The organism is Chloroflexota bacterium, from assembly GCA_011322445.1.
Taxonomy (GTDB): domain Bacteria; phylum Chloroflexota; class Anaerolineae; order Anaerolineales; family DRMV01; genus DRMV01.
The window spans coordinates 136,997-160,344 of the sequence record DRMV01000033.1 but is presented as its reverse complement, the minus strand read 5'-3'; the positions used below and the strand labels follow the sequence as shown (position 1 = coordinate 160,344).

General features: G+C 62.7%; 18 protein-coding genes. 11 read left to right on the top strand and 7 right to left on the bottom strand.

Annotated features, from left to right (window positions below; all coding sequences use genetic code 11):
* Positions 1-78: 78 nt before the first annotated feature.
* The gene (gene clpB, locus ENJ54_06945) at positions 79-2,667 is read right to left on the bottom strand and encodes an ATP-dependent chaperone ClpB (protein ID HFC09570.1); all 2,589 of its coding nucleotides are present in this window, start codon (positions 2,665-2,667) and stop codon (positions 79-81) included.
* Positions 2,668-2,826: 159 nt separating this feature from the next.
* Here clpB and ENJ54_06940 point away from each other — a divergent pair, with 159 nt between their 5' ends.
* The 11 genes from ENJ54_06940 to ENJ54_06890 all read left to right on the top strand — a co-directional run bounded on the left by ENJ54_06940 (position 2,827) and on the right by ENJ54_06890 (position 13,716).
* The gene (locus ENJ54_06940) at positions 2,827-3,918 is read left to right on the top strand and encodes a helix-turn-helix domain-containing protein (GenBank protein ID HFC09569.1); all 1,092 of its coding nucleotides are present in this window, start codon (positions 2,827-2,829) and stop codon (positions 3,916-3,918) included.
* Positions 3,915-4,685 (top strand): SDR family NAD(P)-dependent oxidoreductase, encoded by a 771-nt coding sequence (locus tag ENJ54_06935; protein ID HFC09568.1) that lies wholly within the window; start codon positions 3,915-3,917, stop codon positions 4,683-4,685. Before ENJ54_06940 ends, ENJ54_06935 begins: the two co-directional genes overlap by 4 nt.
* A gap of 76 nt (positions 4,686-4,761) precedes the next feature.
* A complete protein-coding gene (gene alaS, locus ENJ54_06930; GenBank protein ID HFC09567.1) occupies positions 4,762-7,467 on the top strand; it encodes an alanine--tRNA ligase in 2,706 nt (901 codons plus the stop codon).
* Positions 7,468-7,555: 88 nt separating this feature from the next.
* Positions 7,556-7,810: a hypothetical protein gene (locus ENJ54_06925; GenBank protein HFC09566.1), complete on the top strand. Its 255-nt coding sequence runs from the start codon at positions 7,556-7,558 to the stop codon at positions 7,808-7,810.
* Positions 7,800-8,384: a hypothetical protein gene (locus tag ENJ54_06920; protein HFC09565.1), complete on the top strand. Its 585-nt coding sequence runs from the start codon at positions 7,800-7,802 to the stop codon at positions 8,382-8,384. Before ENJ54_06925 ends, ENJ54_06920 begins: the two co-directional genes overlap by 11 nt.
* A 127-nt stretch (positions 8,385-8,511) precedes the next feature.
* Positions 8,512-9,081 carry a hypoxanthine phosphoribosyltransferase gene (gene hpt, locus ENJ54_06915; protein ID HFC09564.1) on the top strand — a complete coding sequence of 190 codons (570 nt, stop codon included), beginning with the start codon at positions 8,512-8,514 and terminating at the stop codon, positions 9,079-9,081.
* 5 nt (positions 9,082-9,086) lie between these two features.
* Entirely contained in the window at positions 9,087-10,529 is a 1,443-nt protein-coding gene (locus ENJ54_06910; GenBank protein HFC09563.1) for a CCA tRNA nucleotidyltransferase, read from the top strand.
* Positions 10,530-11,090: 561 nt separating this feature from the next.
* Positions 11,091-11,285 carry a MoaD/ThiS family protein gene (locus ENJ54_06905; protein HFC09562.1) on the top strand — a complete coding sequence of 65 codons (195 nt, stop codon included), beginning with the start codon at positions 11,091-11,093 and terminating at the stop codon, positions 11,283-11,285.
* A gap of 106 nt (positions 11,286-11,391) precedes the next feature.
* Positions 11,392-12,339, top strand: a complete 948-nt coding sequence (locus ENJ54_06900; GenBank protein ID HFC09561.1) for an adenine nucleotide alpha hydrolase family protein — start codon at positions 11,392-11,394, stop codon at positions 12,337-12,339.
* A gap of 39 nt (positions 12,340-12,378) precedes the next feature.
* Positions 12,379-12,816 (top strand): NADPH-dependent 7-cyano-7-deazaguanine reductase QueF, encoded by a 438-nt coding sequence (gene queF / locus ENJ54_06895; protein HFC09560.1) that lies wholly within the window; start codon positions 12,379-12,381, stop codon positions 12,814-12,816.
* A gap of 126 nt (positions 12,817-12,942) precedes the next feature.
* On the top strand, positions 12,943-13,716 hold the full coding sequence (locus tag ENJ54_06890) for a VUT family protein (GenBank protein HFC09559.1): 774 nt from the start codon (positions 12,943-12,945) through the stop codon (positions 13,714-13,716).
* A gap of 68 nt (positions 13,717-13,784) precedes the next feature.
* Here ENJ54_06890 and prfB read toward each other — a convergent pair.
* The 6 genes from prfB to ENJ54_06860 form a co-directional block, all read right to left on the bottom strand.
* A protein-coding gene (gene prfB, locus ENJ54_06885; GenBank protein HFC09558.1) for a peptide chain release factor 2 occupies positions 13,785-14,871 on the bottom strand; the annotation gives its coding sequence in 2 pieces (ribosomal slippage) (positions 13,785-14,819 and positions 14,821-14,871; 1,086 coding nt in all).
* A gap of 22 nt (positions 14,872-14,893) precedes the next feature.
* The gene (locus ENJ54_06880; GenBank protein ID HFC09557.1) at positions 14,894-15,265 is read right to left on the bottom strand and encodes a response regulator; all 372 of its coding nucleotides are present in this window, start codon (positions 15,263-15,265) and stop codon (positions 14,894-14,896) included.
* The gene (locus ENJ54_06875) at positions 15,262-17,694 is read right to left on the bottom strand and encodes a PAS domain S-box protein (protein ID HFC09556.1); all 2,433 of its coding nucleotides are present in this window, start codon (positions 17,692-17,694) and stop codon (positions 15,262-15,264) included. Before ENJ54_06875 ends, ENJ54_06880 begins: the two co-directional genes overlap by 4 nt.
* Positions 17,695-17,784: 90 nt before the next feature.
* Entirely contained in the window at positions 17,785-18,699 is a 915-nt protein-coding gene (gene ftsY / locus ENJ54_06870; protein HFC09555.1) for a signal recognition particle-docking protein FtsY, read from the bottom strand.
* A gap of 29 nt (positions 18,700-18,728) precedes the next feature.
* Positions 18,729-22,328, bottom strand: coding sequence for a chromosome segregation protein SMC (gene smc / locus ENJ54_06865; GenBank protein HFC09554.1), 3,600 nt, complete (start codon positions 22,326-22,328; stop codon positions 18,729-18,731).
* 65 nt (positions 22,329-22,393) lie between these two features.
* A complete protein-coding gene (locus ENJ54_06860) occupies positions 22,394-23,314 on the bottom strand; it encodes a LytR family transcriptional regulator (protein HFC09553.1) in 921 nt (306 codons plus the stop codon).
* Positions 23,315-23,348: the final 34 nt, after the last annotated feature.

Below are 23,348 nucleotides of genomic sequence, written 5' to 3'. Positions count from 1 at the left end.
TACCGTTGCGGCACAGGTGGCCGTGTTTCCCGACAAAAAAAGACTTCCGAGGTTGGGAAACCTCGGAAGTCTTTGACTTTACGCCACCACCTCGGCTTCGGCCACGGCGGTGAAGGTCAGCCCTTCGGGGCCGCGATCCACCCGGATGGTGTCGCCTTCCTTGAACTCGCCCGCAAGGATCTGCATCGCTAACGGGTCTTGCAGTTCGCGCTGGATGGCGCGTTTGAGCGGGCGGGCGCCAAAGTCGGGGTCGTAGCCCACTTCGGCCAGGTATTCTTTCGCCGCATCGGTGACTTCCAGTTTGAAGCCGCGGTCTTCCAGCAGCTGTGCCATGCGGCGCAGTTGGATGTCCACGATTTTCACCAAATCTTCCTTGGTGAGCGGGTGGAAGACGATGATATCGTCAATGCGGTTGAGGAACTCAGGGCGGAAGTGCCGTTGCAGGATGCGGTTGATCTCGTCGCGCGGAATCTCGCGATGGCCTTCCAGCCACAGTTCGCTGCCCAGGTTGCTGGTCATGATCACGATGGTGTTGCGGAAGTCCACCGTGCGGCCTTTGCCGTCGGTCAGGCGGCCATCGTCCAGCAGTTGCAGCAGCACGTTGAAGACCTCGCGGTGGGCTTTTTCGATTTCGTCGAAGAGCACCACGCTGTAAGGCCGCCGCCGGACGGCTTCCGTCAGTTGGCCGCCTTCCTCATGGCCTACATAGCCGGGCGGCGCGCCGATGAGCCGCGAGACGGTGTGCTTTTCCTGATATTCGCTCATGTCGATGCGAATCATCGCGTGCTCATCGTCGAACAGGAATTCGGCCAGGGCGCGCGCCAGTTCGGTTTTGCCCACGCCCGTAGGGCCGAGAAAGATGAACGACCCGATGGGGCGGTTGGGGTCTTGCAGGCCAGCGCGGGCGCGGCGTACCGCGTTCGCCACCGCTTTGATGGCATGGTCTTGCCCCACCACGCGCTGGTGGAGGCGTTCTTCCATGTGCAGAAGTTTCTCGCGCTCGCTTTCCAGCAGGCGGGAAATCGGGATGCCCGTCCACGAGGAGACCACTTTGGCGATCTCTTCTGCGTCGACTTCCTCTTTGAGCAGCGAGCCTTCGGCCTGCAACTGTTTGAGTTTTTCTTCCTGGGCTTTGAGTTTTTCTTCCAGTTCGCGCAGCACGCCATAGCGCAGGCGGGCTACTTTTTCGAGGTCGGCCTGGCGCTCAGCGCGTTCGATCTCCACGCGGGTTTGCTCGATTTGCTCTTTGATGCTGTGCAGTTCTTCGATGGCCTGCTTTTCAGCCTGCCAGCGGGCGCGCAGGGCTTGCGCCTTTTCCTGCAGTTCAGCCAGTTCCTGTTCAATGGTTTTCAGACGGGCTTTGGAAGCCTTGTCTTTCTCTTTCTTCAGCGCTTCGCGCTCGATTTCCAGTTGCAAAATCTGGCGCTCGATTTCGTCGAGCACTTCAGGCTTGGAATCGATCTCGGTGCGCAGGCGGGCCGCCGCTTCGTCAATCAGGTCGATGGCCTTGTCGGGCAGGAAGCGGTCGGTGATGTAGCGGTGGCTGAGGGTCGCGGCAGCAATCACCGCGGCGTCGGTGATGCGCACGCCGTGATAAACCTCGTAACGTTCTTTCAGCCCGCGCAGGATGCTGATGGTGTCTTCCACGCTGGGTTCTTCCACCAGCACAGGTTGGAAGCGGCGCTCTAAGGCCGGGTCTTTTTCAATGTATTTGCGGTATTCGTCTAAGGTGGTCGCGCCAATCATGCGGAGTTCGCCGCGGGCGAGCATGGGCTTGAGCATGTTGCCCGCGTCCATTGCGCCCTCGGCCTTGCCCGCGCCGACCACCGTGTGCATTTCGTCTACGAAGAGGATGATTTCGCCGTTGGAATCCACGATTTCCTTGAGCACGGCTTTCAGGCGTTCCTCGAACTCGCCGCGATATTTCGCCCCGGCAATCAGCGAACCCATGTCGAGTTGGATGATGCGTTTGTGTTTCAGGCCTTCGGGCACGTCGCCGTTGACGATGCGCTGGGCGAGGCCTTCCACGATGGCGGTCTTGCCTACACCAGGCTCACCAACCAGCGCGGGGTTGTTCTTGGTGCGGCGCGAGAGAATCTGGATGACGCGGCGAATTTCCTCGTCGCGGCCAATTACGGGGTCGAGTTTGCCCTGGCGGGCGAGGGCGGTGAGGTCACGCCCGTATTTTTCCAGCGCCTGATAGGTGGCTTCGGGGTTCTCGGAAGTCACCCGCTGGGTGCCGCGGATTTCCACCAATGCTTTCAGGATGGCGTCTTTGGTAATGCCATAGCGTTGCAGGCGCTGGCCTTCCACGCTTTCGGTCAGGCCGAGCAGGATGTGCTCGGTGGAGACGTAATCGTCCTGCATCCCGCGGGCGTAGCGCTCGGCGGCTTCCAGCACGTCAGCTGCCGGGCGGGAAAGCCCAACTTCGGTAGCCGCGCCATACATCTTGGGGCGGTTTTCCAGGTCGTTGCGCAAGTCGTTGCGCAGCGCCTCGGTGCTGCCCGCGATCTTGGTCACGATGGCCGGCACCACGCCTTCTTCCTGCTGCAACAGCGCCAGCAGCAGGTGGGCGGGTTCGATGGTCTGGTGATTGAGTTCCTGCGCCAGCCGTTGGGCGGCGAAGATGGCTTCACGCGATTTCTGCGTGTATTTTTCCAGGTTCATGGTTGGTCCTCCTTTGGGAAACGCCGCGGCCGCACGGCGCGCGTCGGCCGTCGGCGGTGATATCTCTGCCGTCTTTAGGGTAGCCGAGGGGTGTAAGAAGCGTATAAGAGGGAGATTAGCATTGTGTTAGAGGCGACGCAGCGATGATACAATTGGTGCATGAATGCGCGCCGCCCTGCGGAAGATTACGCCGCCCGCCGCTACCTCTCGGTGGGGGAGGCTGCGCGGGTACTGGGCGTGCCGGTGGCTGCCGTGCAGGCTGCCATCCGGGAAGGCATCGTGCCGACTCACCGCGCTGCCAGCGGTCAGCACCGCTTCGACCGCGCCGACCTCCTGCGCCTGGTGCAGGAAGGCCGCTTTCCGGGGCCTGCGGGCGAAGCCGCACCCGCCGTGGAAGTGCTGGAAGCCGAGGGCAACGGCACCCGCCAGCGCATTTTCGTGGCCGATGCCCGTCACATGCATCACCTCGCCGACGGCAGTGTGCATTTGATGGTCACTTCGCCGCCTTATTTCGACGCCAAGATGTACGCTGCCGGGCCGTTGCCGGGCAATTTGGGCGACATCCACGATCTGGAAACCTGGCTCGCGGAAATCGGCAAAGTGTGGGCAGAGGTTTATCGGGTGCTGCAGCCCGGGCGCAAGGCGTTTATCAACCTGATGAACCTGCCGGTGCGCCAGGACGGCACCTTTCGCACCCTCAACCTGGTGGGCAAGACCATTGACCTTTGCGAGAGCATTGGTTTCATTTTCAAGCGGGAAATCGTCTGGCACAAGGCCAACTCGGTGCGCGCCCATTTCGGCACTTACCCTTACCCCGGTGGCATCCTGCTCAACTTTGCCCACGAGTTCATCCTGGAATTTGAAAAGCCTGCCCCCAAAGGCTACCGCAAATATGCCCACCTCACCCCTGAGCAGCGGGAAGCCTCACGGCTCGACAAGGCTTTCTGGCTGGAAATCAAGAAAAGCGATGTCTGGCTGCTGAAACCGGAAGGCAGCGGCAGCCGTCGCAGCCATGTTGCGCCCTTCCCTTACGACCTGCCTGCCCGCCTGATTCGCGCCTACAGTTTCGTGGGCGAAACCGTGCTCGATCCCTTCCTCGGCAGCGGCACGACCCTGCTCGCGGCGCGCGACCTGGGGCGCCACGGCGTGGGCTACGAAATCGTACCTGCCCTTGCTCAACAGGCATGGGAACGGCTGGCGGGCGCGGCGGCTGAGAAAACCGAAACCATGAGTCCAGGAGAGCCTCTATGACTTCCACTTCCCCTTTGTTGACGCCCCCCGTGGCGGTGATTGTTGGCGCGTCGTCGGGCATTGGCGCTGCCCTGGCACACCGCCTTGCTGCCGATGGCTACCGGCTGGCGTTGCTGGCCCGGCGGGAAGACGCCCTCCAGGCCGTGGCCGAGCGTGTGGCTGCGGCGGGAAATGCCGGGCGCCCTCACGTCTTCCCCCACGACGTCACCGACTACGACGCCATCCCCGGCCTTTTCCAGCGCATCCTGGCCGCGATGGGGCGGGTGGACGTGGTGGTGTACGCCGCAGGCGTGTTGCATCCGGTGGCTGCCGATGAATATGATTTCGCCAAAGACCGCCCGATGCTGGAAACCAATCTGTTGGGTGCAGTGGCCTGGCTGGGGCAGGCAGCAGCCTATTTCCAGACCCAGGGCGAAGGGCACATTGTGGGCATTTCCTCCGTGGCAGGCGACCGTGGGCGCGTGAAAAACCCGGCTTATCAGGCCAGCAAGGCGGGGTTGACCAACTACCTGGAAAGCCTGCGCAACCGCCTCAGCCGCCACGGCGTGCATGTGCTCACCGTCAAGCCCGGTTTTGTGGATACGCCCATGCTGCAGGCCGCGGGCGGCGGCGCGTTTTGGGTGATTTCCCCCGAGCAGGCCGCGGCCGACATTGCCAAAGCCATCCGCAGGCGCAAGCAGGTGATCTACACCCCCGCCCGCTGGCGCTGGTTGATGCTGACCATTCAGCATATTCCTTCTTTCCTTTTCCGAAAGGTGAGTGTGTGAAGACGACGCGAGGCCCGGCCTCGCGGTATAATTCTCCCAATTCCAACCACGAGGTTCCACCATGCCCGACAAAAAAATGACCGGCGACCAGATTCGCGACGCCTTCCTCAAATTCTTTGAATCCAAGGGGCACACCATCGTGCCTTCCTCTTCGCTTGTGCCCGGCGGCGACCAGACGTTGCTTTTCACCAACGCCGGCATGGTGCAGTTCAAAGACGTTTTCCTCGGCCTGGACAAGCGCCCCTACACCCGCGCCACCACCGTGCAGCGCTGTATGCGGGTTTCGGGCAAGCACAACGACCTGGAAAACGTCGGTCCCAGCCCCCGCCACCACACTTTCTTTGAAATGCTAGGCAATTTTTCCTTCGGCGATTATTTCAAACGCGAAGCCATCACCTGGGCGTATGAACTGCTCACCAAAGTTTACGGCCTCCCCCCCGAGCGGCTGTACTTCACCGTGCACCATTCCGACGACGAAGCCTACCGCATCTGGGTGGAGGAAGTGGGCGTGCCCGCGGAACGGGTTGCCCGGTTGGGCGATGCCACCAATTTCTGGCAGATGGCCGACGTCGGCCCCTGCGGCCCCACTTCCGAAATCCACTACGATTTCTTCCCCGAGCGCGGCCAACTTTACGGCGAGGAACTTGCCTACCACTTGGACGATAACCCCGAAGACCGCTTCTTGGAAATCTGGAACTTGGTCTTCATGCAGTTCAATCAGGCGCCGGACGGCTCCCGTTCCCCACTGCCCAAGCACGGCGTGGATACCGGCATGGGGCTGGAGCGCATCACCATGATTTTGCAGGGCGTGGACAATTCCTACGACACCGACCTTTTCACGCCCATCATGGATACCATCCAGCGGCTGGCGGGGCACACCGATGCCCAGCGGCAGGAGCACTTGGTCGCCTACCGCGTGGTCGCCGACCACACCCGCGCGGCCACCTTCCTCATCGGCGACGGCGTGGTGCCCGGCAACGAAAGCCGCAACTATGTCTGCCGCATGATCATCCGCCGCGCCGCCCGCTTTGGCGCCAAAATCGGCTTTACCGAGCCGTTCATGGCGCAGGTTGCCGAAACCGTGATTGAACGCTTTGGGCATGTTTACCCCGAAATCGTCAAGCACCGCGACGCGATTCTGGAAACCATCACCCGCGAGGAAGTCCGCTTCGCCCGCACGGTGGAAACCGGCACCGCTTATCTGGAAGACCTGATGGCGCGCCTGCAGGCCGAGGGCAAGCGCATCATCGGCGGCGAGGATGCCTTCCAACTCTACGCCACCTACGGCCTGCCGCTGGAAATCACCCGCGATATCGCCCGCGAGCACAGCATGGACGTGGACGAAGCTGGCTTCCACAAAGCGATGGAAGTGCACCGCGTGGCTTCGGGCAAGGGCAAGGCCTTTGGCCCGTTGGTGGAAGACGACGTGGACGCCTACCGCGCCCTTGCCGAGCGCCTGCAAGCCGAGGGCAAACTGCCGCCCGAAGGCGTGCGCTACGACCCCTACGGCGCGCTGGAAGTGGAGGGCGAGGTGCTCGCGCTGATGAAAGACAACCAGCCCGTGGAAAGCGCGGCCGCAGGCGACATCGTGGGCGTGATTCTGCCCGAAACGTGCTTCTATGTGGAATCGGGCGGTCAGGTTTCCGACACCGGTACGATTGTTTCGGTGGCCGAGCCCCGCTGGGAAATCCGTGTGACCGACACCCGCAAGCCTGCCGCGGGCCTGATTGTGCACATCGGCGAGGTGGTGAAGGGCACGCCCCGCGTGGGCGACGTTGCCCTTGCCGCGGTGGACGCTTCCCGCCGCAAGGACATCATGCGCAACCACACCGCGACCCACCTGCTGCACGCCGCCCTGCACGCGATTTTGGGCGAGCACGCCCGGCAGGCGGGTTCGCTGGTCGCTCCCGACCGCCTGCGCTTTGACTTCACTCACCCCGAAGCCCTGACCCGCGAGCAGTTGCGCCGCATTGAGCAGTGGGTGAACGACGCGATCGCCGCCGATTACCCCGTGCAGGTGGCCTTCAAGAAGCGCGAGGAAGCCATTGCCGAGGGCGCGATGGCGCTTTTCGGCGAAAAATACGGCGAAATTGTGCGCACCATCACCATCGGCGACGCGGAGCCGATTTCCCGCGAACTGTGCGGCGGCACGCACGCCCGCCGCACCGCCGACATCGGCGCGTTCTTCATCGTGAGCGAGGGTAGCGCCGCGGCGGGCGTGCGCCGCATTGAAGCCGTGACGGGTCGCGGAGCATACCGCTTTGCCCGCGGGCGCATGGACGCGCTGGAAGAAGCCGCCGCGCTGCTGAAATCGCCGCCCGAGGGCGTGCCCGAAAAGGTAGCGCACTTGCAGGCGGAACTGACCGAAGCCCGCAAAGAGGCGACCGCCTTGCGCCGCCGTGTGGCTGAAGCCGCGGTGGAGCGGCAGATTGCCGAGCCGCCGCACGTGGCGGGCGTGCCCGTGCTGGCGGTGCGCGTGCCCGATGCCGACGCCGATGCCCTGCGCCGCTTGGCCGACCGCTTCCGCCAGCAACACCCCGAAGGCGTAGCCGTGCTTACGACCGTGAGCAACGGACGCCCGCTCATCATTGCCGCGGTGAGCCAGCCGCTGACGAAAAAGGGCCTGCACGCGGGCGAACTGGCGAAATTCGTGGCGAGCTTCGTGGGCGGCGGCGGCGGCGGCAAGCCCACCTTAGCCCAGGCTGGCGGCAAAGACCCCGCGCGGCTGGATGAGGCCTTAGCCGCAGTGGCCGGGTGGGTTGAGGAGAAATTGGGCGAATAAAGACCGCAGATTACGCAGATTGGCACAGATTGTTTGCAGATCTCTTGGGTAAATTCGGGCAATTGGCAGATTGTTTGGGAGCGAAGGCGTGAGCGGACTGTATTCGGATACCGATCCCGAGGTAGAGGCTTTGCAGATTGAACTCTGGCGGCAAGCCAGCCCTACTCACAAGATGAACATGCTGGCGCAATTGAATGTCTCTGCCCGACGATTGGCGTTGGCAGGGTTGCGTGCTCGCTATCCTCAAGCCTCCGAAGCCGAACTGCGCCGTAGGTTGGCCGCTTTGCTTTTAGGGGAGGATCTGGCACACGAAGTTTATGGAGATTTGCCCGATGCAAAATGAGCCTTTGGAAGTTACGCTCAAGGTAACGCGGGTGTTTGAACAACTGGGCGTCCCTTACCTCATTGGCGGCTCGTTGGCTTCTATCCTTTACGGTATGATACGTCTCACCCAAGACGCGGACATCGTGGCCGAGATGCGACTTGAACATCTATCTCCTTTTGTGGCTGCTTTGCAAGGCGAATTTTACATAGACGAGCGGATGATTGCCGAGGCTATTCGACGCCATGCCAGTTTCAATATTATCCATCGCGAGACCATGTTCAAGGTTGACATTTTTGTCCCCCGCCAGCGTCCTTTTCTGCGTTCCCAACTGGCACGTGCTCAAAGGCAATCCTTTACTTTGGAAACTGAGGTCAGTGCGAGATTTGCCAGCCCCGAAGACATCATCCTCTCCAAACTGGAATGGTATCGGCAGGGCGGTGAGGTTTCCGAGCGCCAGTGGCGCGATGTACTCGGTGTGTTGAAAGTGCGCGCGGGCGATCTGGACCTGAATTATCTGCAGCAATGGGCTGGCGAACTCCATGTCGGCGACCTGCTGGCGCGTGCCTTGCAGGCGGCCGGTGTTGAAAATTGAGCCGTCGCTTGCTCCCTGTCTAATCGGTGTAAATTTGTGAAAGCGGCGGATATTTTTCTGCGAACTCTGTGAAATTTGTGGTTTCCCCCTGCCAGGCTGAATCCATCTTCCCCAACGAGAATTGCCCATGCCCATCCAGGACTATCACGACTTCCTTGCCAAAATTCTGATCCCCGAAGACCGCCTGATGGCGCGCATCGCCGAACTGGGTGCGGAAATCAGCCGCGATTACGCCGGCGAAGAACTGTTGCTGGTGTGCATTCTGCGCGGCGGCGTGATGTTCCTCACTGACCTGATGAAGCACATCACCGTGCCCCACGCCATCGACTTCATGGCGATTTCCTCTTACGGCGCGGGCGCGCGCCAGAGCGCCGGGCGGGTGCGGCTGACGATGGACTTGCAAACCAGCATCACCAACCGCCATGTGTTGCTGGTGGAAGACATCATCGACAGCGGCCATACCATCGCCGAGGTGCTCAACATCCTCTCGCTGCGCCAGCCCAAATCCCTCAAGGTGTGCACCCTGCTTGACAAAGCCGAGCGCCGTGAAGTCGAAGTACCCATCCACTACAGTGGCTTTGTGATTCCCAACGAATTCGTCTTTGGCTACGGGCTGGACATGGACGAATACTACCGCAACCTGCCGTTCATCGCGGTGCCCGACCTGGAACGCTACCGCCCGCCGGAAGACGACTGACCCCCATGCTCCCGCCATTCCCTGCAATTGTCGCTCGTCTGCGCGCCGTGGTCCCCCCGGAAACCGAGGCTTATCTGGTGGGGGGCACGGTGCGCGATGCTTTCCTCAACCGCCGCAGCCATGATATTGACCTTGTAGTGCCCCGCGGTGGTTTGCGCTTGGCGCGCCGCTTGGCGAATGCCCTCGGCGGCGATTTTTATGCGCTGGATGCCGGGCGAGACACCGGCCGCGTGCTGCTGGAAACGCCTGAAGGGCGCTATGTGGTGGATGTGGCGGCCTACCGCGGCCCCACCCTGGAAGCCGACCTGCGCGCCCGCGATTTCACCGTCAACGCGCTGGCCGTCTCGCTGCACCACCCTGACCGCCTGCACGACCCCACCGGCGGCCTGCGCGATCTGAAGGACAAAATCCTGCGCGCGTGCAGTCCGTCCACTTTTGTGGCCGACCCTCTGCGGGTGTTGCGCGGGCCCCGGCTGGCCGCCTCCCTCGGCTTCCGCATTGCGCCCCCCACGCGCCGCCTGATGCAGGCTGCCGTGCCGCTGCTGGAAGACGTCAGCCCCGAGCGCCTGCGCGATGAACTCTTCCGCATGCTGGAAAGCCCTCACCCCACCGCCCCTCTCAAGGCGCTGGATGCCCTCGGCGTGCTGCCTTATCTGCTGCCGGAACTCCCCCGCCTGCACGGCGTGGCGCTGCCCCCGCCCTATCAGGCCGATGCTTGGCAGCACGCCATGCGCACTGCTGAACGCCTTGCCGCCCTGCTGGATGCCCTTGCACCGGCCTACGAGCAGGAAAAGGCCGCCGATTTTGCCCTTGGCTACGTGATGGTGCGCATTGGCCGCTATCGCTACCGCCTGGCATCCCACCTGGCGGCGGGCAGTCACCCTGAGAGGCCCCTGCAGGCGCTGCTCTTGCTCGCGGCGCTTTACCACCCCACCGGCTTCCTCGCCGGGGAGGGGCTGTTTGGCGCCGCTGCGGGGCGTTTGGCGGCGGAACGTGCCCGTGCCCTGCGCCTCAGCAATGCCGAAGCCCGTCGTCTGGAAACCGTGCTGCGCGCGGCGGCGGAAGCCCGCCGTCTGACCGCCGCGAAGGCCTTGCCTTCCCGTCGGGAGGTGTACCGTTATTACCGCTCCGCCGGCGAAGCAGGGGTGGATGCCGTGCTGCTGGTGTTGGCCGAAACCATGGCGGCTTACGGGCCGCGGCTGCCTCACGACCTCTGGCAGCAGCATCTGGAAGCCGCCCGGGTGCTGCTGGCCGCGTGGTGGGAGCAGCACGACGAGGTGGTTGCCCCGCCGCTGCTGCTTTCCGGCGACGAGGTCATGGCGCTGTTGGGGCTTTCCCCCGGCCCTCAGGTGGGGCAGGCCCTGGAAGCCCTGCGGGAAGCCCAGGCCGCGGGGGACGTGCGCAGCAGGGAAGAGGCGCTGGCTTTCATTGCCCGGCGGGGAGAGTAAAAGGCGCAGGCCTCGCGCCCGTCGTTGGCCCCGGCGGAGTTGGGGTGCGGGACTTTACTGATCTTGTTTGTGGGTGATGGACGCTATGACCGGGTCAACTTATGGCGACACTTACCTCAAGGCGTCATCCTGATGGCCCGCAGCGCCAAAAATCGGCGCCTGTTCTTCCTGCCAGGGAGGGACATGAGGCCCAATCGGAAATATGGTCATCCGGCACCCATACCCCAGGAAGTTTGGCGTGAGCGCACAGGCTGGCGCAAGGCGCGTGTAGAAGTTCGTGGCCGTACTCGGCATTTGCAAGTCAAGGTGGTGGGGGTGTGTAGCCGTTTCATGCTGAGTTTCGCGAAAAGTGGTATATTTCGCTATGCAAGGCGCCTTTTGGAGTGGCGAGGGCGGTTTGGGCGTGCGAATTGCGGCTGGCTCCAGGGGCATCCTCCTTTTTCGTTCCCCCATTGCTCGACGGTGGGCGTTGCTGGCTCCGCCCTCTGATTTTCTTTGACATTCTTCCCCGCCGCGGTTAAAATCCTGCGGCCTGTCCTAATTTCCCCCAGGAGGTCGTTCATGCCCGCGAAGTTGCTTCTGCGCGGTAAAACTTACGAAGTGCCCCACGGCATCACCATCAAGCAGGCCCTCAAACAGTTGGAAATCCCGCTGGAAGAGGTCATTCCCACTAAAGACGGTGAACTGGTGACCGAAGACACCCATCTGAAAGATGGCGACGTCATCCGCCTGGTCGCGGTCATCTCCGGCGGCTAACTCCCCGATTTCCGCGGCTTTCCCGACGACGCGACCACTCGACTACCTGACCACCTGACTACCCGACTACCCGACTACCTGACCACCCGACTACAGGACTAACTCCATGCGCTGCCGAAAATGCGGCCAGAAGGCCGTCATCAACATGCGCCATCACAAACTGGCGCTGTGCAAGGAACATTATCTGGAATGGTTTGTTGCCCAGACCGAGCGCTTTATCAAGAAATATCACATGTTTGGGCGCGACGACAAAGTGCTGGTGGCCGTTTCGGGCGGCAAAGATTCGCTGGCGCTGTGGGATGTGCTCTGGCGGCTGGGCTACCAGGCCGACGGGCTTTACATTGATTTGGGCATCGACGGCGGCTTTGGCTATTCCAGCCAGTCGAAGGCGCTCACGCGGGCGTTTGCCGAAGGACGGGGGCTCACCCTGCACATTGTGAACGTGCCTGCGGAATACGGCGCGAGCATCCCCGAAATGGCGAAACTCACCCATCGCGGCAAGGGGAAGCCCTGCTCGGTCTGTGGCCTGGTCAAGCGCCACGAGATGAACCGCATTGCCCGCGACCTGGGCTACAATCTGCTCGCCACCGGCCACAATCTGGATGACGAAGCCGCGGTGCTCTTCGGCAACACCCTCACCTGGGCGGCGGGGTATTTGCAGCGGCAGGGGCCGGTGTTGCCGGCTTCCCCCGGGCTGGCGCGCAAGGTCAAGCCGCTCTTCCGCTTCTACGAGCGGGAAACCGCGGCCTACGCGCTCTTGCGCGGCATCCGCTACATCTACGAGGAATGCCCCTTCTCGGTGGGGGCGAAGTCCATTTACTACAAACAACTGCTCAACAAACTGGAAGCCGACCGCCCCGGGGCGAAATTGCAGTTCTATCTGGGCTTCCTCAAGGCCAAAAAAGAGGGGCTGTTTGCCGACGTGGCCGAAGAGGTGGCGGAAGCCCTGCATACCTGCCCGGTCTGCGGCCAGCCGACCACCGCCCCCGGCAAATGCGCCTTTTGCCGCCTGGTGGAACGGGTGGAGGCCGCGGCGGGGGAGCGGGGCGAATAGCGAATGGCGAGTTGCGAGTCAGGAGGATGAATCATGCCGATGACACAGCCTGAAGATTTGAAGGATATTACCCTGCTGGGGCGCAAAGCCCAGCCGAGCAAGAAACTGGAGGCTTTCCCCAACCGCACACCGGGGCGCTATTACCTGGTGACGCTGGAAACCAGCGAGTTCACCTGCCTGTGCCCGGTCACCGGCCAGCCCGATTTTGCCACCATCCGGGTGGCCTACGTGCCCGACCAGAAAATCGTGGAATCCAAGTCGTACAAACTTTACCTCTGGTCGTACCGCAACGAAGGCGTGTTCCACGAGCATGTGGTGAACACGATTTTGGACGACCTGGTGAATGTGCTCGACCCGCATTACATTCGCGTGGTGGGCGAGTTCAACATCCGCGGCGGCATCGCCATCACCGTGAGCGCCGAGCACGTCAAGACGCCGGAAGCCAAAGAGGCCGTCGCCGCGATGGTAAGGTTTTAGGCAGGCCGCGGTGGGGCTGTTTTTTGGGAATGCGGTGCCTCGGCACCGCTTTGGAAAGCGGCTCTTCGATGCACTCAGGACAGGCGACTCGTCGCCGTACGCTCAAAGCCCCCAATGAGGAGAAAGATGGTGCCTGAAACCCGATGGCACGAGGCGAGATTTTCGCAAGGCGCTGCCACCGCAGGCGGGACGGCGCACGGCCAAACGACGCCACGCCAGCCCCGCTATTATCCCGCGTTGGTGGGACTGTTCGCGGTGATTCTGGTGGTTTCGAACATCATCGCGGTGAAACTGGTGCTGGTGGCGGGGCTGGTGCTGCCCGCGGCGGTGGTGCTTTTCCCGCTGGCTTACATCCTCGGCGATGTGGTGACCGAAGTGTATGGCTATGCGGCAGCCCGGCGCATGATTTGGACGGGCTTTGCGGCCAATCTGCTGGCGGTGGGGGCCATCTGGGTGGCGGCGCGTTTGCCCGCCGCGCCGTTCTGGAACGTCGGTTTGGGCTCGGCGGCTGCCGCCGACGCGGCTTTTCGGGCGCTGTTTGGCTTCACGCCGCGGCTGCTGGCGGCTTCCTTCGCGGCTTACCTGGTAGGTGAATTTCTCAACGCCTACGTGATGGCCAAACTGAAAGTACGCACCGAAGGGCGCTGGCTGTGGCTGCGCACGATTTCTTCCACCATTGTGGGGGAGGGCGTGGATTCGGCGACGTTCATCACCCTGGCCTTTTACGGCATCATTCCGGCTGCCGGGCTGTTGCAGGCGGTGGTTTCTCAGTGGCTGGTGAAGGTGGCTTATGAAACCCTGGCCACGCCGTTGACCTATGTGGTGGCCAACGGCCTGAAACGTGCCGAGGGGATGGACGTCTTCGACCGGCAGACCGATTTTTCCCCGCTGGCTTTTTAACGGTCAAGGGCGGCGCTGCACGCGGCGCCGCCCGATTGCTGGCTGAGGCCGGGCAGGAGCAGGGGTGGTTATTCCCCTTTGGCCTGCTTGAGATAGGCTTCGATAAAGCCGTCCAGGTCGCCGTCGAGCACGGCCTGGGTGTTGCCGACCTCGTAGCCGGTGCGGTGGTCTTTCACCATCTGGTAGGGGTGCAGCACGTATGAGCGGATCTGGCTGCCCCATTCGGCTTTCTGGTATTCGCCCTTGATGGCGGCCATTTTTTCGGCCTGTTCCCGCTGTTTGATTTCCAGCAGGCGGGCTTTGAGCACTTTGAGGGCGTTCTCTTTGTTTTGGGTGAGTGAGCGCTCGTTCTGGCAGGAAACCACGATGCCGGTGGGAATGTGGGTGATGCGTACCGCGGTGGCGTTTTTCTGGACGTTTTGGCCGCCTGCCCCTGCAGCCTTGAAAGTGTCCATGCGGATGTCTTTAGGGTTGATTTCCACCTCCAGGTCGTCTTCCACCTGGGGCAGCACTTCGACCAGCGCGAAAGAGGTGTGGCGACGGTGGGCAGCATCGAAGGGGGAGAGCCGCACGAGACGGTGAGTTCCCCTTTCGGAGTGCAAATAGCCGTAAGCGTTGGGGCCGTTGACCGCGATGGTCACGCTTTTGGTGCCGGCCTCTTCGCCGGGGGTGTAGTCGAGGATTTCGGTTTGATAGCCGTGTTTTTCCGCCCAGCGGAGGTACATGCGCTGGAGCATCTCGGCCCAGTCGTGAGCGTCGGTGCCGCCTGCCCCGGCATGAATGGCGAGGATGGCGTTGTTGTGGTCGTAAGGGCCGGAGAGCATGGCGCGTAGTTCGGCTTCGCCAATGGCTTTTTCCAGCGCTTCGGCTTCGGCTTCCAGTTCGCTTTGCAGGTCGTCTTCTCCCCAGGAAGCCAGTTCCAGCGCGTCGGCGATGCGGGTTTCGAGGCTGCGGAAACTTTCTACCACTTCGCGCAAGGCGGCCATTTCCCGCATGAGGCGCTGAGCGCGCTGGGGGTTATCCCACAGATCAGGGGCGCTGGCCTCGGCTTCTACGGCTGCGAGGCGGCTTTGCTTTTCGTCCAGGTCAAAGACGCCCCCGAAGGTCGCGCAGGCGGGTTTCCAGGGCGTGGAGGCGTTGTGTGAGATCGTCCATAAGCCTTTTGAGGGAAAGGGGATTATTCAGTAGGGAGCATGCGGTGAGCCAGCGCGCGCAACTGGGTAAAACTGACCGGTTTGATGAGCACCAGGTCGCTGTCGGCGCGCACCGTTTCGGCCAGGCGCGGGTCGGCGGTAGCCAACATGACGCGCGTGTGGGCAAGGTGCTTCCGCTGGCGGATGTGTTGCAGAATGGCAGTGCCTGCTACTTCGGGCAGGTGGAGGTCAAGCAGCACCAGCAGCGGGCTGTGCTCGTTGAGGTAGTCTATGGCCGCCTGACCACTGTCGATGTGAGTGACCTCGTAGCCGGCCTGGGAAAGCGCCGTCACGAAGATTTCGGCCTGGGTTTGGTCGTCTTCAACAACAAGGGCAAGGGGTTTGGGGATGCTCATGGGGCTTGCTCCTCGGTGAGCGTGGACTGACAGGGAAGGATGACTGTGAATTTGCTGCCTTTGCCGGGCTCGCTTTCCAGCCGAATTTCGCCGTGCATGAGATCGACCAACTGTTTCACGATGGAAAGCCCCAGGCCCGAGCCTTTGTAACGGCGCGTGGGGCTCCCGTCCACCTGGCGGAAGGGTTCAAAGATGTGTTTTTGGGCTTCGAGGGGAATGCCGACGCCGGTGTCTTCGACCTGGATGGCCCAGTGCTCGTCTTCCAGCCCCAGCAACCGCACCCAAATGTGCCCCTCTTCTGTAAATTTTACCGCGTTTCCCAACAGGTTGGCGAGGATTTGACGCAGCCAATAGGGATCGCCGTAGATGGTTTCGGGAAGGTTGGGGTCGGTTTCAATGTGGACGTGCACGCCCTTGGCTTCGGCAATCGATTGCGTTGCCGAGATGGTTTTGAGCAGTTCGTGCGGCGGGAATTTGGTGATGTGCAGGCGCAGGCGGCCGCTTTCCAGTTCGGCCTGGTTGAGCAGGTCGTTGGTAAAGTCAATGAGTTGCTGGGTGCTTTGCAGGATGTGAAGAATGGCTTTGCGTTGCTCGGAGGAAAGTTCGCCCAAGGCGCCTTCGAGCAGCATTTCGCTATACCCGAGGATGCCGCCCAAAGGGGTGCGCATGTCGTGGCTGACGTTGCCGAGCAATTGGGTTTTGAGCCTGTTGGCTTCCAGGGCTTCGTCGCGAGCGCGTTGGAGTTCCGCTTCCAGTTCTTTTTGTTGGGTAATGTCTTCTTTGACGGCTACGAAGTGGGTGATGTGGCCGTCGTCGTCTTTGACGGGGGAGATGCTGGCGCGTTCCCAGTAGAGGCTGCCGTCTTTGCGGCGGTTGATGAACTCGCCGTGCCAGATTTCGCCGCGCTGGATGGTGTTCCAGAGGTGTTGGTAGAAGGTGCGAGGGTGTTTGCCCGACTTGAGAATGCGAGGATTTTGCCCGATGGCTTCTTCGGCGGTGTAACCCGTGACTTGCGTGAACGCGGGGTTGACGTATTCGATGGTGCCGGTGCGGTCGGTGATGACCACGCTGTGGGCACTTTGCTCGATGGCGCGTTGCAGTTTTCGGATTTTTTCTTCGTTTTCTTTGCGTTTAGTGATGTCTTGCTTGATGGCGACGTAGTGGGTAATTTTGCCGTCTTCGTTGAAGACAGGAGTGATGGTTTGGGATTCCCAGTAGAGGGTGCCGTCTTTGCGACGGTTGACGACTTCGCCTTGCCATGTTTCCCCGCTGCGGATGGTTTCCCACAGCTCGGCATAGAACTCGGTGGGGTGTTTGCCCGACTTGAGGATGCGAGGCGTTTGCCCGATGGCTTCTTTGGCGGTGTAGCCGGTCATTTGGGTGAAAGCCGGGTTGACGTACTCGATCACCCCTTGCGGATTGGTGATGACCACCCCATGGGCGCTTTGTTCCAGCGCTCGGGAAAGTTTGCGCAGTTCGGCTTCGGCGGCTACACGCCGGGAGACGTCGCGCACGCTCAAAGCCAGGACGCTTTGCCTTTCGTAGGTAACCATACCAAGGCTGGCTTCGGCTTCGAAGCGGGTGCCATCGCAACGCAATGCCGTGGAGCGAATGATGGCATTGGGTTTGTCGAAGTTTTTCAGGAAGGCTTCCCAGGCTGCATCGCGGGCTTCGGGGGCGACGAATTCCATTGGGACGCGGCCAACGGCTTGTTCCTCGGGGCAGCGGAACATCCTTTCGAAGGCCGGGTTGACGGCCAGAATGTGGACACCATCGTGGATGACCAGGGCTTCCAGGGTGCTGTTGAGGAGCTCTCGAAAACGCTGCTCGCTTTTTGCCATCTCGTGGGCGTGCCGCTGGCTTGCACCGGCAATGCCGAAGAGGAGAGCGGCTTCGGCCAGAAAGACCAGGGTCATATCGCCGTACCAGCCCCATGGCGCCCGCCCGGCCAGACTGGGAATGCTCAGCAGGAAGACGTTGACGGCGATGACGCGCAGGAACTGCCGTCGGGAAAGCAACAAACCCGCGATGATGATAGCGCCCAGGTTCCATGCTGCTGTGAGCACGTAGGTGCTTTCGGAGAGGTCGGGGGTGCTCAGGCTGATGACGACGGAGCCAAGACTGTAGGTGAGAACAGTCAGGTATAGCCCCCACCGGTAACGGCGTGTGCGGCTGAGGGAATAGGCCGCCAGCACAGCCAGCGTGGTGAAATAGACATACCAGCGAATAGGTTGAGGGGTGTTCCAAAGGGTGACACGAAGGATGGCTGGCAGGATGATGACGACCAACGTGCCGATGCTGGTGAAGGCGAGGGTGCGGGCGCGCAGACGGTCTTCCGGATCGCTCAGATGGGGTGAGGGTGTGGCCAGACGGTTCACGAAACGAACAATGGCATTGCCCATTCGTTGCAGCAGGTTAGGGGTGTTCATGAGGTCTGTCCTGAAAGAAAATAAAAGCGAAGCAAGGCGTGGGGCCCTGAAAGGGGCAAAGCCCTCGCGATGGGCGCGTGGGGCTGGAGCCTACTCGGCGTTAAGGATACCGGCCACAAAGGCTTCAGGGTCAAAGGGGGCAAGGTCTTCGGGCTTTTCACCCAGCCCCGCAAACAGAATAGGCAGCCCCAGTTCGCGCTGGATGGCAAAAGCCATGCCGCCTTTTGCCGACGAATCCAGTTTGGCCAGCACGACGCCGGTGACACCGACAGCTTCTTTGAAGGCTTTGGCCTGCTGGAGGGCGTTTTGGCCGGTGGTGGCATCCATCACCAGCCAGACATGATGCGGTGCGCCGGGCAGGGCTTTGTGGGCCACACGGCGTACTTTTTTGAGTTCTTCCATCAGGTTGAAGCGGGTGTGCAGGCGTCCAGCGGTATCGACAAAGAGGATGTCGGTGTTGCGAGCGCGGGCGGCCTGCACGGCATCGTAGGTGATGGCGCCGGGATCACCCCCGGGTTGCCCCGCGATGACCGGCACGTTGAGCCGCTCGCCCCAGGTCTTCAACTGGTCAATAGCAGCGGCGCGAAAGGTGTCGGCAGCGGCGAGCATCACACTTTTGCCTTCGCGCGTGTAGCGCCACGCCAGTTTGGCCGCGGTGGTGGTTTTGCCCGAGCCGTTGACGCCGACCAGCAGGACGACGCTGGGCTGGTTTTCCCACGTGAGGGTGGGGGGCGTTTGCAGGCGGCGGCGCAGTTCGGTATGCAGGGTTTCTTCCAGTTCGTCGCTGCGCACCAGCGCCTCGCGAGCCGTGATTTCCCGCAGGGCTTCAACCACTTCCAGCGCGGTTTCTACGCCCAGGTCGGCCTGGATGAGCAGGGCTTCCAGTTCGTCCCAGGTTTCTTCGGTGATTTCGGTTGCGCCCAACAGCGTGGCAATGCGCCCGAAGGCGGTTTTGCGCGTGCGGGCTAACCCCTGTTTCCATTTGGCAAAGATGTTGTTGCTCATGGGGCAGATTATACCAGCAGGGGCGGTATTTACCGCAGCCCTTTCATTTTGGCAACTTCGTCCAGTTTCAGGCTCATCACCTGCGAGGTGGCATCGGCGGCAAGGGTGATGCCGTAAATCACCTCGGCGGCTTGCACGGTGTTGCGGTTGTGGGTAATGATGATGAATTGGGTGTGTGCGCTGAGCTCTTCCAGCAGGTCGCGGAAGCGGCCGACGTTGGCTTCGTCTAACATGGCGTCCACTTCGTCGAGCACGCAGAATGGGGTGGGGGAGGCTTTCAGCAAGGCGAAGATGAGCGCCACGGCGGTCAGGCTGCGCTCGCCGCCGGAAAGCATGGCGAGGCGCTGGGTGCGCTTGCCCGGCAGGCGGGCTTCGATTTCCACACCGGTGCGGGTGATGTCTTCGGCTTCGGTAAGCACCAGGTGGGCGCTGCCGCCTCCGAACAGGCGGGTGAAGATGGCGCTGAACTCCCGGTTGACCACGGCGTAGGTCTTGCGGAAGGCCTCTTCCATCAGTTTTTCCAGTTCGGCAATCACCTGCCGGATGTCGGCTTCGGCTTTGTGCAAGTCTTCCAACTGGGTGGTGAGGAAGTCGTAGCGTTCCTTCACCTCCTGATATTCCTGTTCGGCTTCAGGGTTGACCGGCCCCAGCCTGCGCAGTTGAGCGCGGCGCTCTTTGATGCGTTGCTCTAACCCTTCGGGTAGGGAAGCCACTCGCGGCAGATGGGCAACCATGCCTTCCAGGGGCAGGGGTTGGGGACCGGCCACGTGGGGCTGGTATTCCAGTGCTACGGGGCCGAGGTCTTCTTCCATGCGCCGGCGGAGGTTGTCGAGGGCTTCCTGGGCGCGGGTCAGCGCCAGTTGCGCCTGGGTGTGGTGGCGCTCGGCGATGTGGACGGCCTGGGCAAGGCGCTCGGCTTCGGCTTCAAGGGCGTCGAGGCGTTGTTGTGCGGCTTGCAGCGTTTCTTGCAGGGGCGAAATTTGGGCATTGAGCCGCGCGATTTCGGCTTCGAGCCGCTGGATTTCAGCCTGTTGTCGGGTGTGTTCGGCTTCGAAGGCGGCAATTTGCTCGGCGGCTTCTGCCAGCCGTTTTTGGCGCGCTTGTCGCCGCTGTTGCAAGGTTTCCAGAGCGCGTTGCTGCTCTTTCAGGCGTCGGCGGGCGGCTTCCAGGGCCTGGGCGGCCAGGGCAACCTGGGTGCTCCAGTGGGCTTCCTGGGCGTTGGCTTCGCTGGTGTCGAGGGTCTGGAGGGCGCGGCGCCGGTCGCGCAGGGTTTGGCGCGCTGCCTGGAAGTCGGTTTCCAGGGTTTGGCGTTGGTGCTGTAACTCGGCGGCTTCTTTTTCCAGTGCTTCGAGTTCGGCTTGCCGTCGTTGCAGTTCGTTCTGGTGCACTTCCAGCGCCCGCTGGGCTTTTTGGGCCTCTTGCTGGGCGCGGCGCTCGGCCTGGGCAGCGGCGCGCTCTTCTTGCTGGGCCTGGGAAAGGTTTTCGGCGGCGGTTTGTGCGTTGGTGCGCGCCTGGGCAGCGGCTTTTTCGGCGCTTTCCAGCGCGGCAGCCTGGCGCTCGGCGCGGGCTTGCAGGGTTTCCAGCCGGGCGGCAATTTCGCGGCGCTCGCGTGTGCGCCGCAGGGCCGCGCCGCGGGTGGGTTTCCCGGTGCTCACGATGCCCTGCGGTGAAAAGGCTTCCCCCTCGAGGGTCACGACCCACGCGTCGGGTGGCAGGTGGGGCAAGGCGCGCAAGGCGGCTTCGCGGTTGCGGGCAAGGAGCACGCGCCCCAGCAGGGCTTCTACGGCCGGGCGGAAGGCTTCTTCGGCCCGCACGTGCCGAGAGGCGATGCCGAGAATGTCGGGGTCGTCGGGCGCCTGGAGGGGGGTCGCGGGGCGCAGCGCGTGTAAAGGCAGCAGCACCGTACGGGCAGGGGCATCTCGGCTGAGGTCGAGGGGGGTGGCATCGAGGCCGCTTTCCAGCAGCACGGCTTCGGTAAAGCGATCCAGGGCTGCGGCGATGGCCGTTTCGAGTTCGGCAGGTACTTGCAGGTGCTGCCCGAGGGCACCTTTGAGGGGCAGGCGCTTTTTGCGGCCCTCTGCGACCAGCCAGCGGGTGCCTTCGGCGTAGCCGGTGAGGTTGGTTTCGGCTTCGGCGAGGACGCGGGCTTTGGCTTGCAGGGCGGCCAGGTCGGCTTGCAGGCGGTCGTAGGCGCGGCGGGCTTCGCGGGCCTCGGCTTCGGCGGTACGTTGGGCCTGGAGGGCTTCTTCGAGGGCGGCCTGGGCCGCGGCGCGGCGGGCTTCGGCGGCTTCGCGCGCGTGGGTAGCCTCGCTCAGGGCGTGTTGGGCTTTCTGGAAGGCGGTTTGCAGGGCTTCGGTTTGCCGTTGGGCCTGGGCGTAGGCGACCTGCAGGCGCTCGCGCCGGCGAGTGAGATCGTCAAGGCGGGCTTCGAGGGCGGCTTGTTTGCGGGTCAGGGCTTCGAGGGCTTGCTGCGCTTTTTCCAGGGCGCGGCGGGCTTCCCGGCGGCGTTTGAGCAGGTCTTCCAGTGCGAGCCGGGCTTGCTCGCGTTGTTGCAGCGCCTGGGTGTGATGTTCTTTCAGTCGGGCGATCTCGGCTTCGGCTTCGGCGGTGCGGGTTTGCTGGTCGCGAATTTGGGCTTCGAGGGCTTCGGCTTCAGAGAGCCATTCGTCGCGACGGGTTTGCAAAGCGCGGCGGCGCTCTTCCAGCACGGCGGCCTCGCGAGCCAGGGTTTCCATCTGACGGTGGTGGGCTGCCAGTTCGCGGTGCAGCGCGTTCAGGCGTTCCCGCTGGGCAGTTATTTCTTCTCGCAGGCGGGCGATCTGGCGGGCGCTGGCCTGCTGGCGGTTGAGGGCTTCCTGCCGCTGGGCTTCCTGGCGGACGGCCACGCGACGGGCTTCGTGCAGGCGCTGCTGGGCGGCGTGCCAGTGGTAGCCGTACCATTCCCGCAGCATGAGTTCCAGGTCGGCTTGCAGTTGGGCGGCTTCACGCGAACGGCGCGCCTGGCGTTCCAGCCGGCGCAGGCGGGGTTCCAGTTCGGCCAGAATGTCTTGCACCCGCTCGAGGTTGCGTTGGGTGGTGTCGAGGCGGCGCAAGGTTTCTTCGCGGCGCTGTCGGTAAACGCCGATGCCAGCGGCGCCTTCCAGCATTTGGCGGCGCTCGTCGGGGCGCAGGGCCAGCGCGGCATCGACCAGCCCTTGGCCGATGAAGGTGTAGGTGTGCTCGCTCAGCCCGGCATGGCCGAGAAGTTCTCGCAGGTCGCGCAGGCGTACCCGCTGCCCGTTGAGCAGGTAGACGTTCTGCCCGTCGCGGGCCGCGCGGCGGGTGAGGGCGACTTCGGTGTAGTCGATGGGCAGCCAGTGGTCTTCGTTGTCGAAGGTGACGGTGGCGGTGGCCATGCCCGCACGGGGCCGCTGCGCCGAACCGGCGAAAATCATGTCTTCGGTTTTATGGGCGCGCAGCAGCGCGTAAGATTGCTCGCCCAACACCCAGCGTAAGGCGTCGGCAATGTTGGATTTGCCGGAGCCGTTGGGGCCTACAATGGCCGTAATCCGTGGCCCAAACTCAAAGCGGGTGCGGTTGGCAAAGGTTTTGTAGCCCTGGAGTTCTAACGATTTGAGACGTTGAGGCATGGGGAAAAGTCGCGTCGTTGGGGGTGTCGAATGGGCGCGTCGTGGTGACGCGTGGCGTGAGCATTTTACCGCGAGAGTGCGGTTTCTAAAATGCTGCGCACGGCGTCGTGGTGTGGAAGCAGCACATAAGCCCCCTGAGGTGTAATCCACGGCTGCAGCGCGGGCGGCTGGATGACGTAGGCGCGGATGGCGTCGCTGCGGAAACGGCGCGCCTGGGCCACCATTTTCAGGAAGGCCGCCAGGCTGATGTCGGTTTCCACGCTTTGGCGGTAAGTGCGATAAAGGGAAGGCGCCTGGCCGAGGGCGTTGAGGGAAAGCAGTTTGTGGATGACGGCCACAATCAGCGCCTGCTGGCGATGGGCACGGTCGAAATCGCTGGTGGTGATGCGCGAGCGCGCATACCACAGGGCCAGGCTGCCATCCATGTGAACCGTGCCCGGCCCGACGCAATAGTGGTCGCCGTAATGGGTGCGGCGGTCGCATAACTGGTGGGGCACGACGACGTCAACACCCCCCAACTGGTCGATGAGGGTAGCAAAGCCTCGAAATTCAACCAGAATGTAGTGGGAAGGCCGGATGCCGAAGTTGTATTCCAGCGTGCGCTGCACCAGCGGGAAGCCGCCGAATTCCATCGCTGTGTTGATGCGGTTGTAGCCCACGCCGGGAAGATACACAAAGGTGTCGCGCGGGAAGGAAATGATACTGGTGGCCCCGGTTTTGGGGTTGTAGGAAAGCAGCATGAAAGCGTCGGTGCGGAAGTCGACGTGGTCGGGGCGTCGATCAGACCCCAGCAGCATGATGTTGATGCGCCCTTGGGCCTGGGGCAGCGGCGGCACGGGTTGGCCGAGGTAGCCTTTGGGGGGGGGTGTGGGCCGCGGGGTGGGGGGAGGGGGTGGCGTAGGGGTGGGGGTGGGTGTGGGGGTGCTGGTGGGTAAATAGGTGGCTGTGGGCGGAAGAGGGGCGAAGGGGGTCCAGGTGGCTGTCATGGGCCATGCCGTGGCGCGGCCCGCTGGTGAAAAC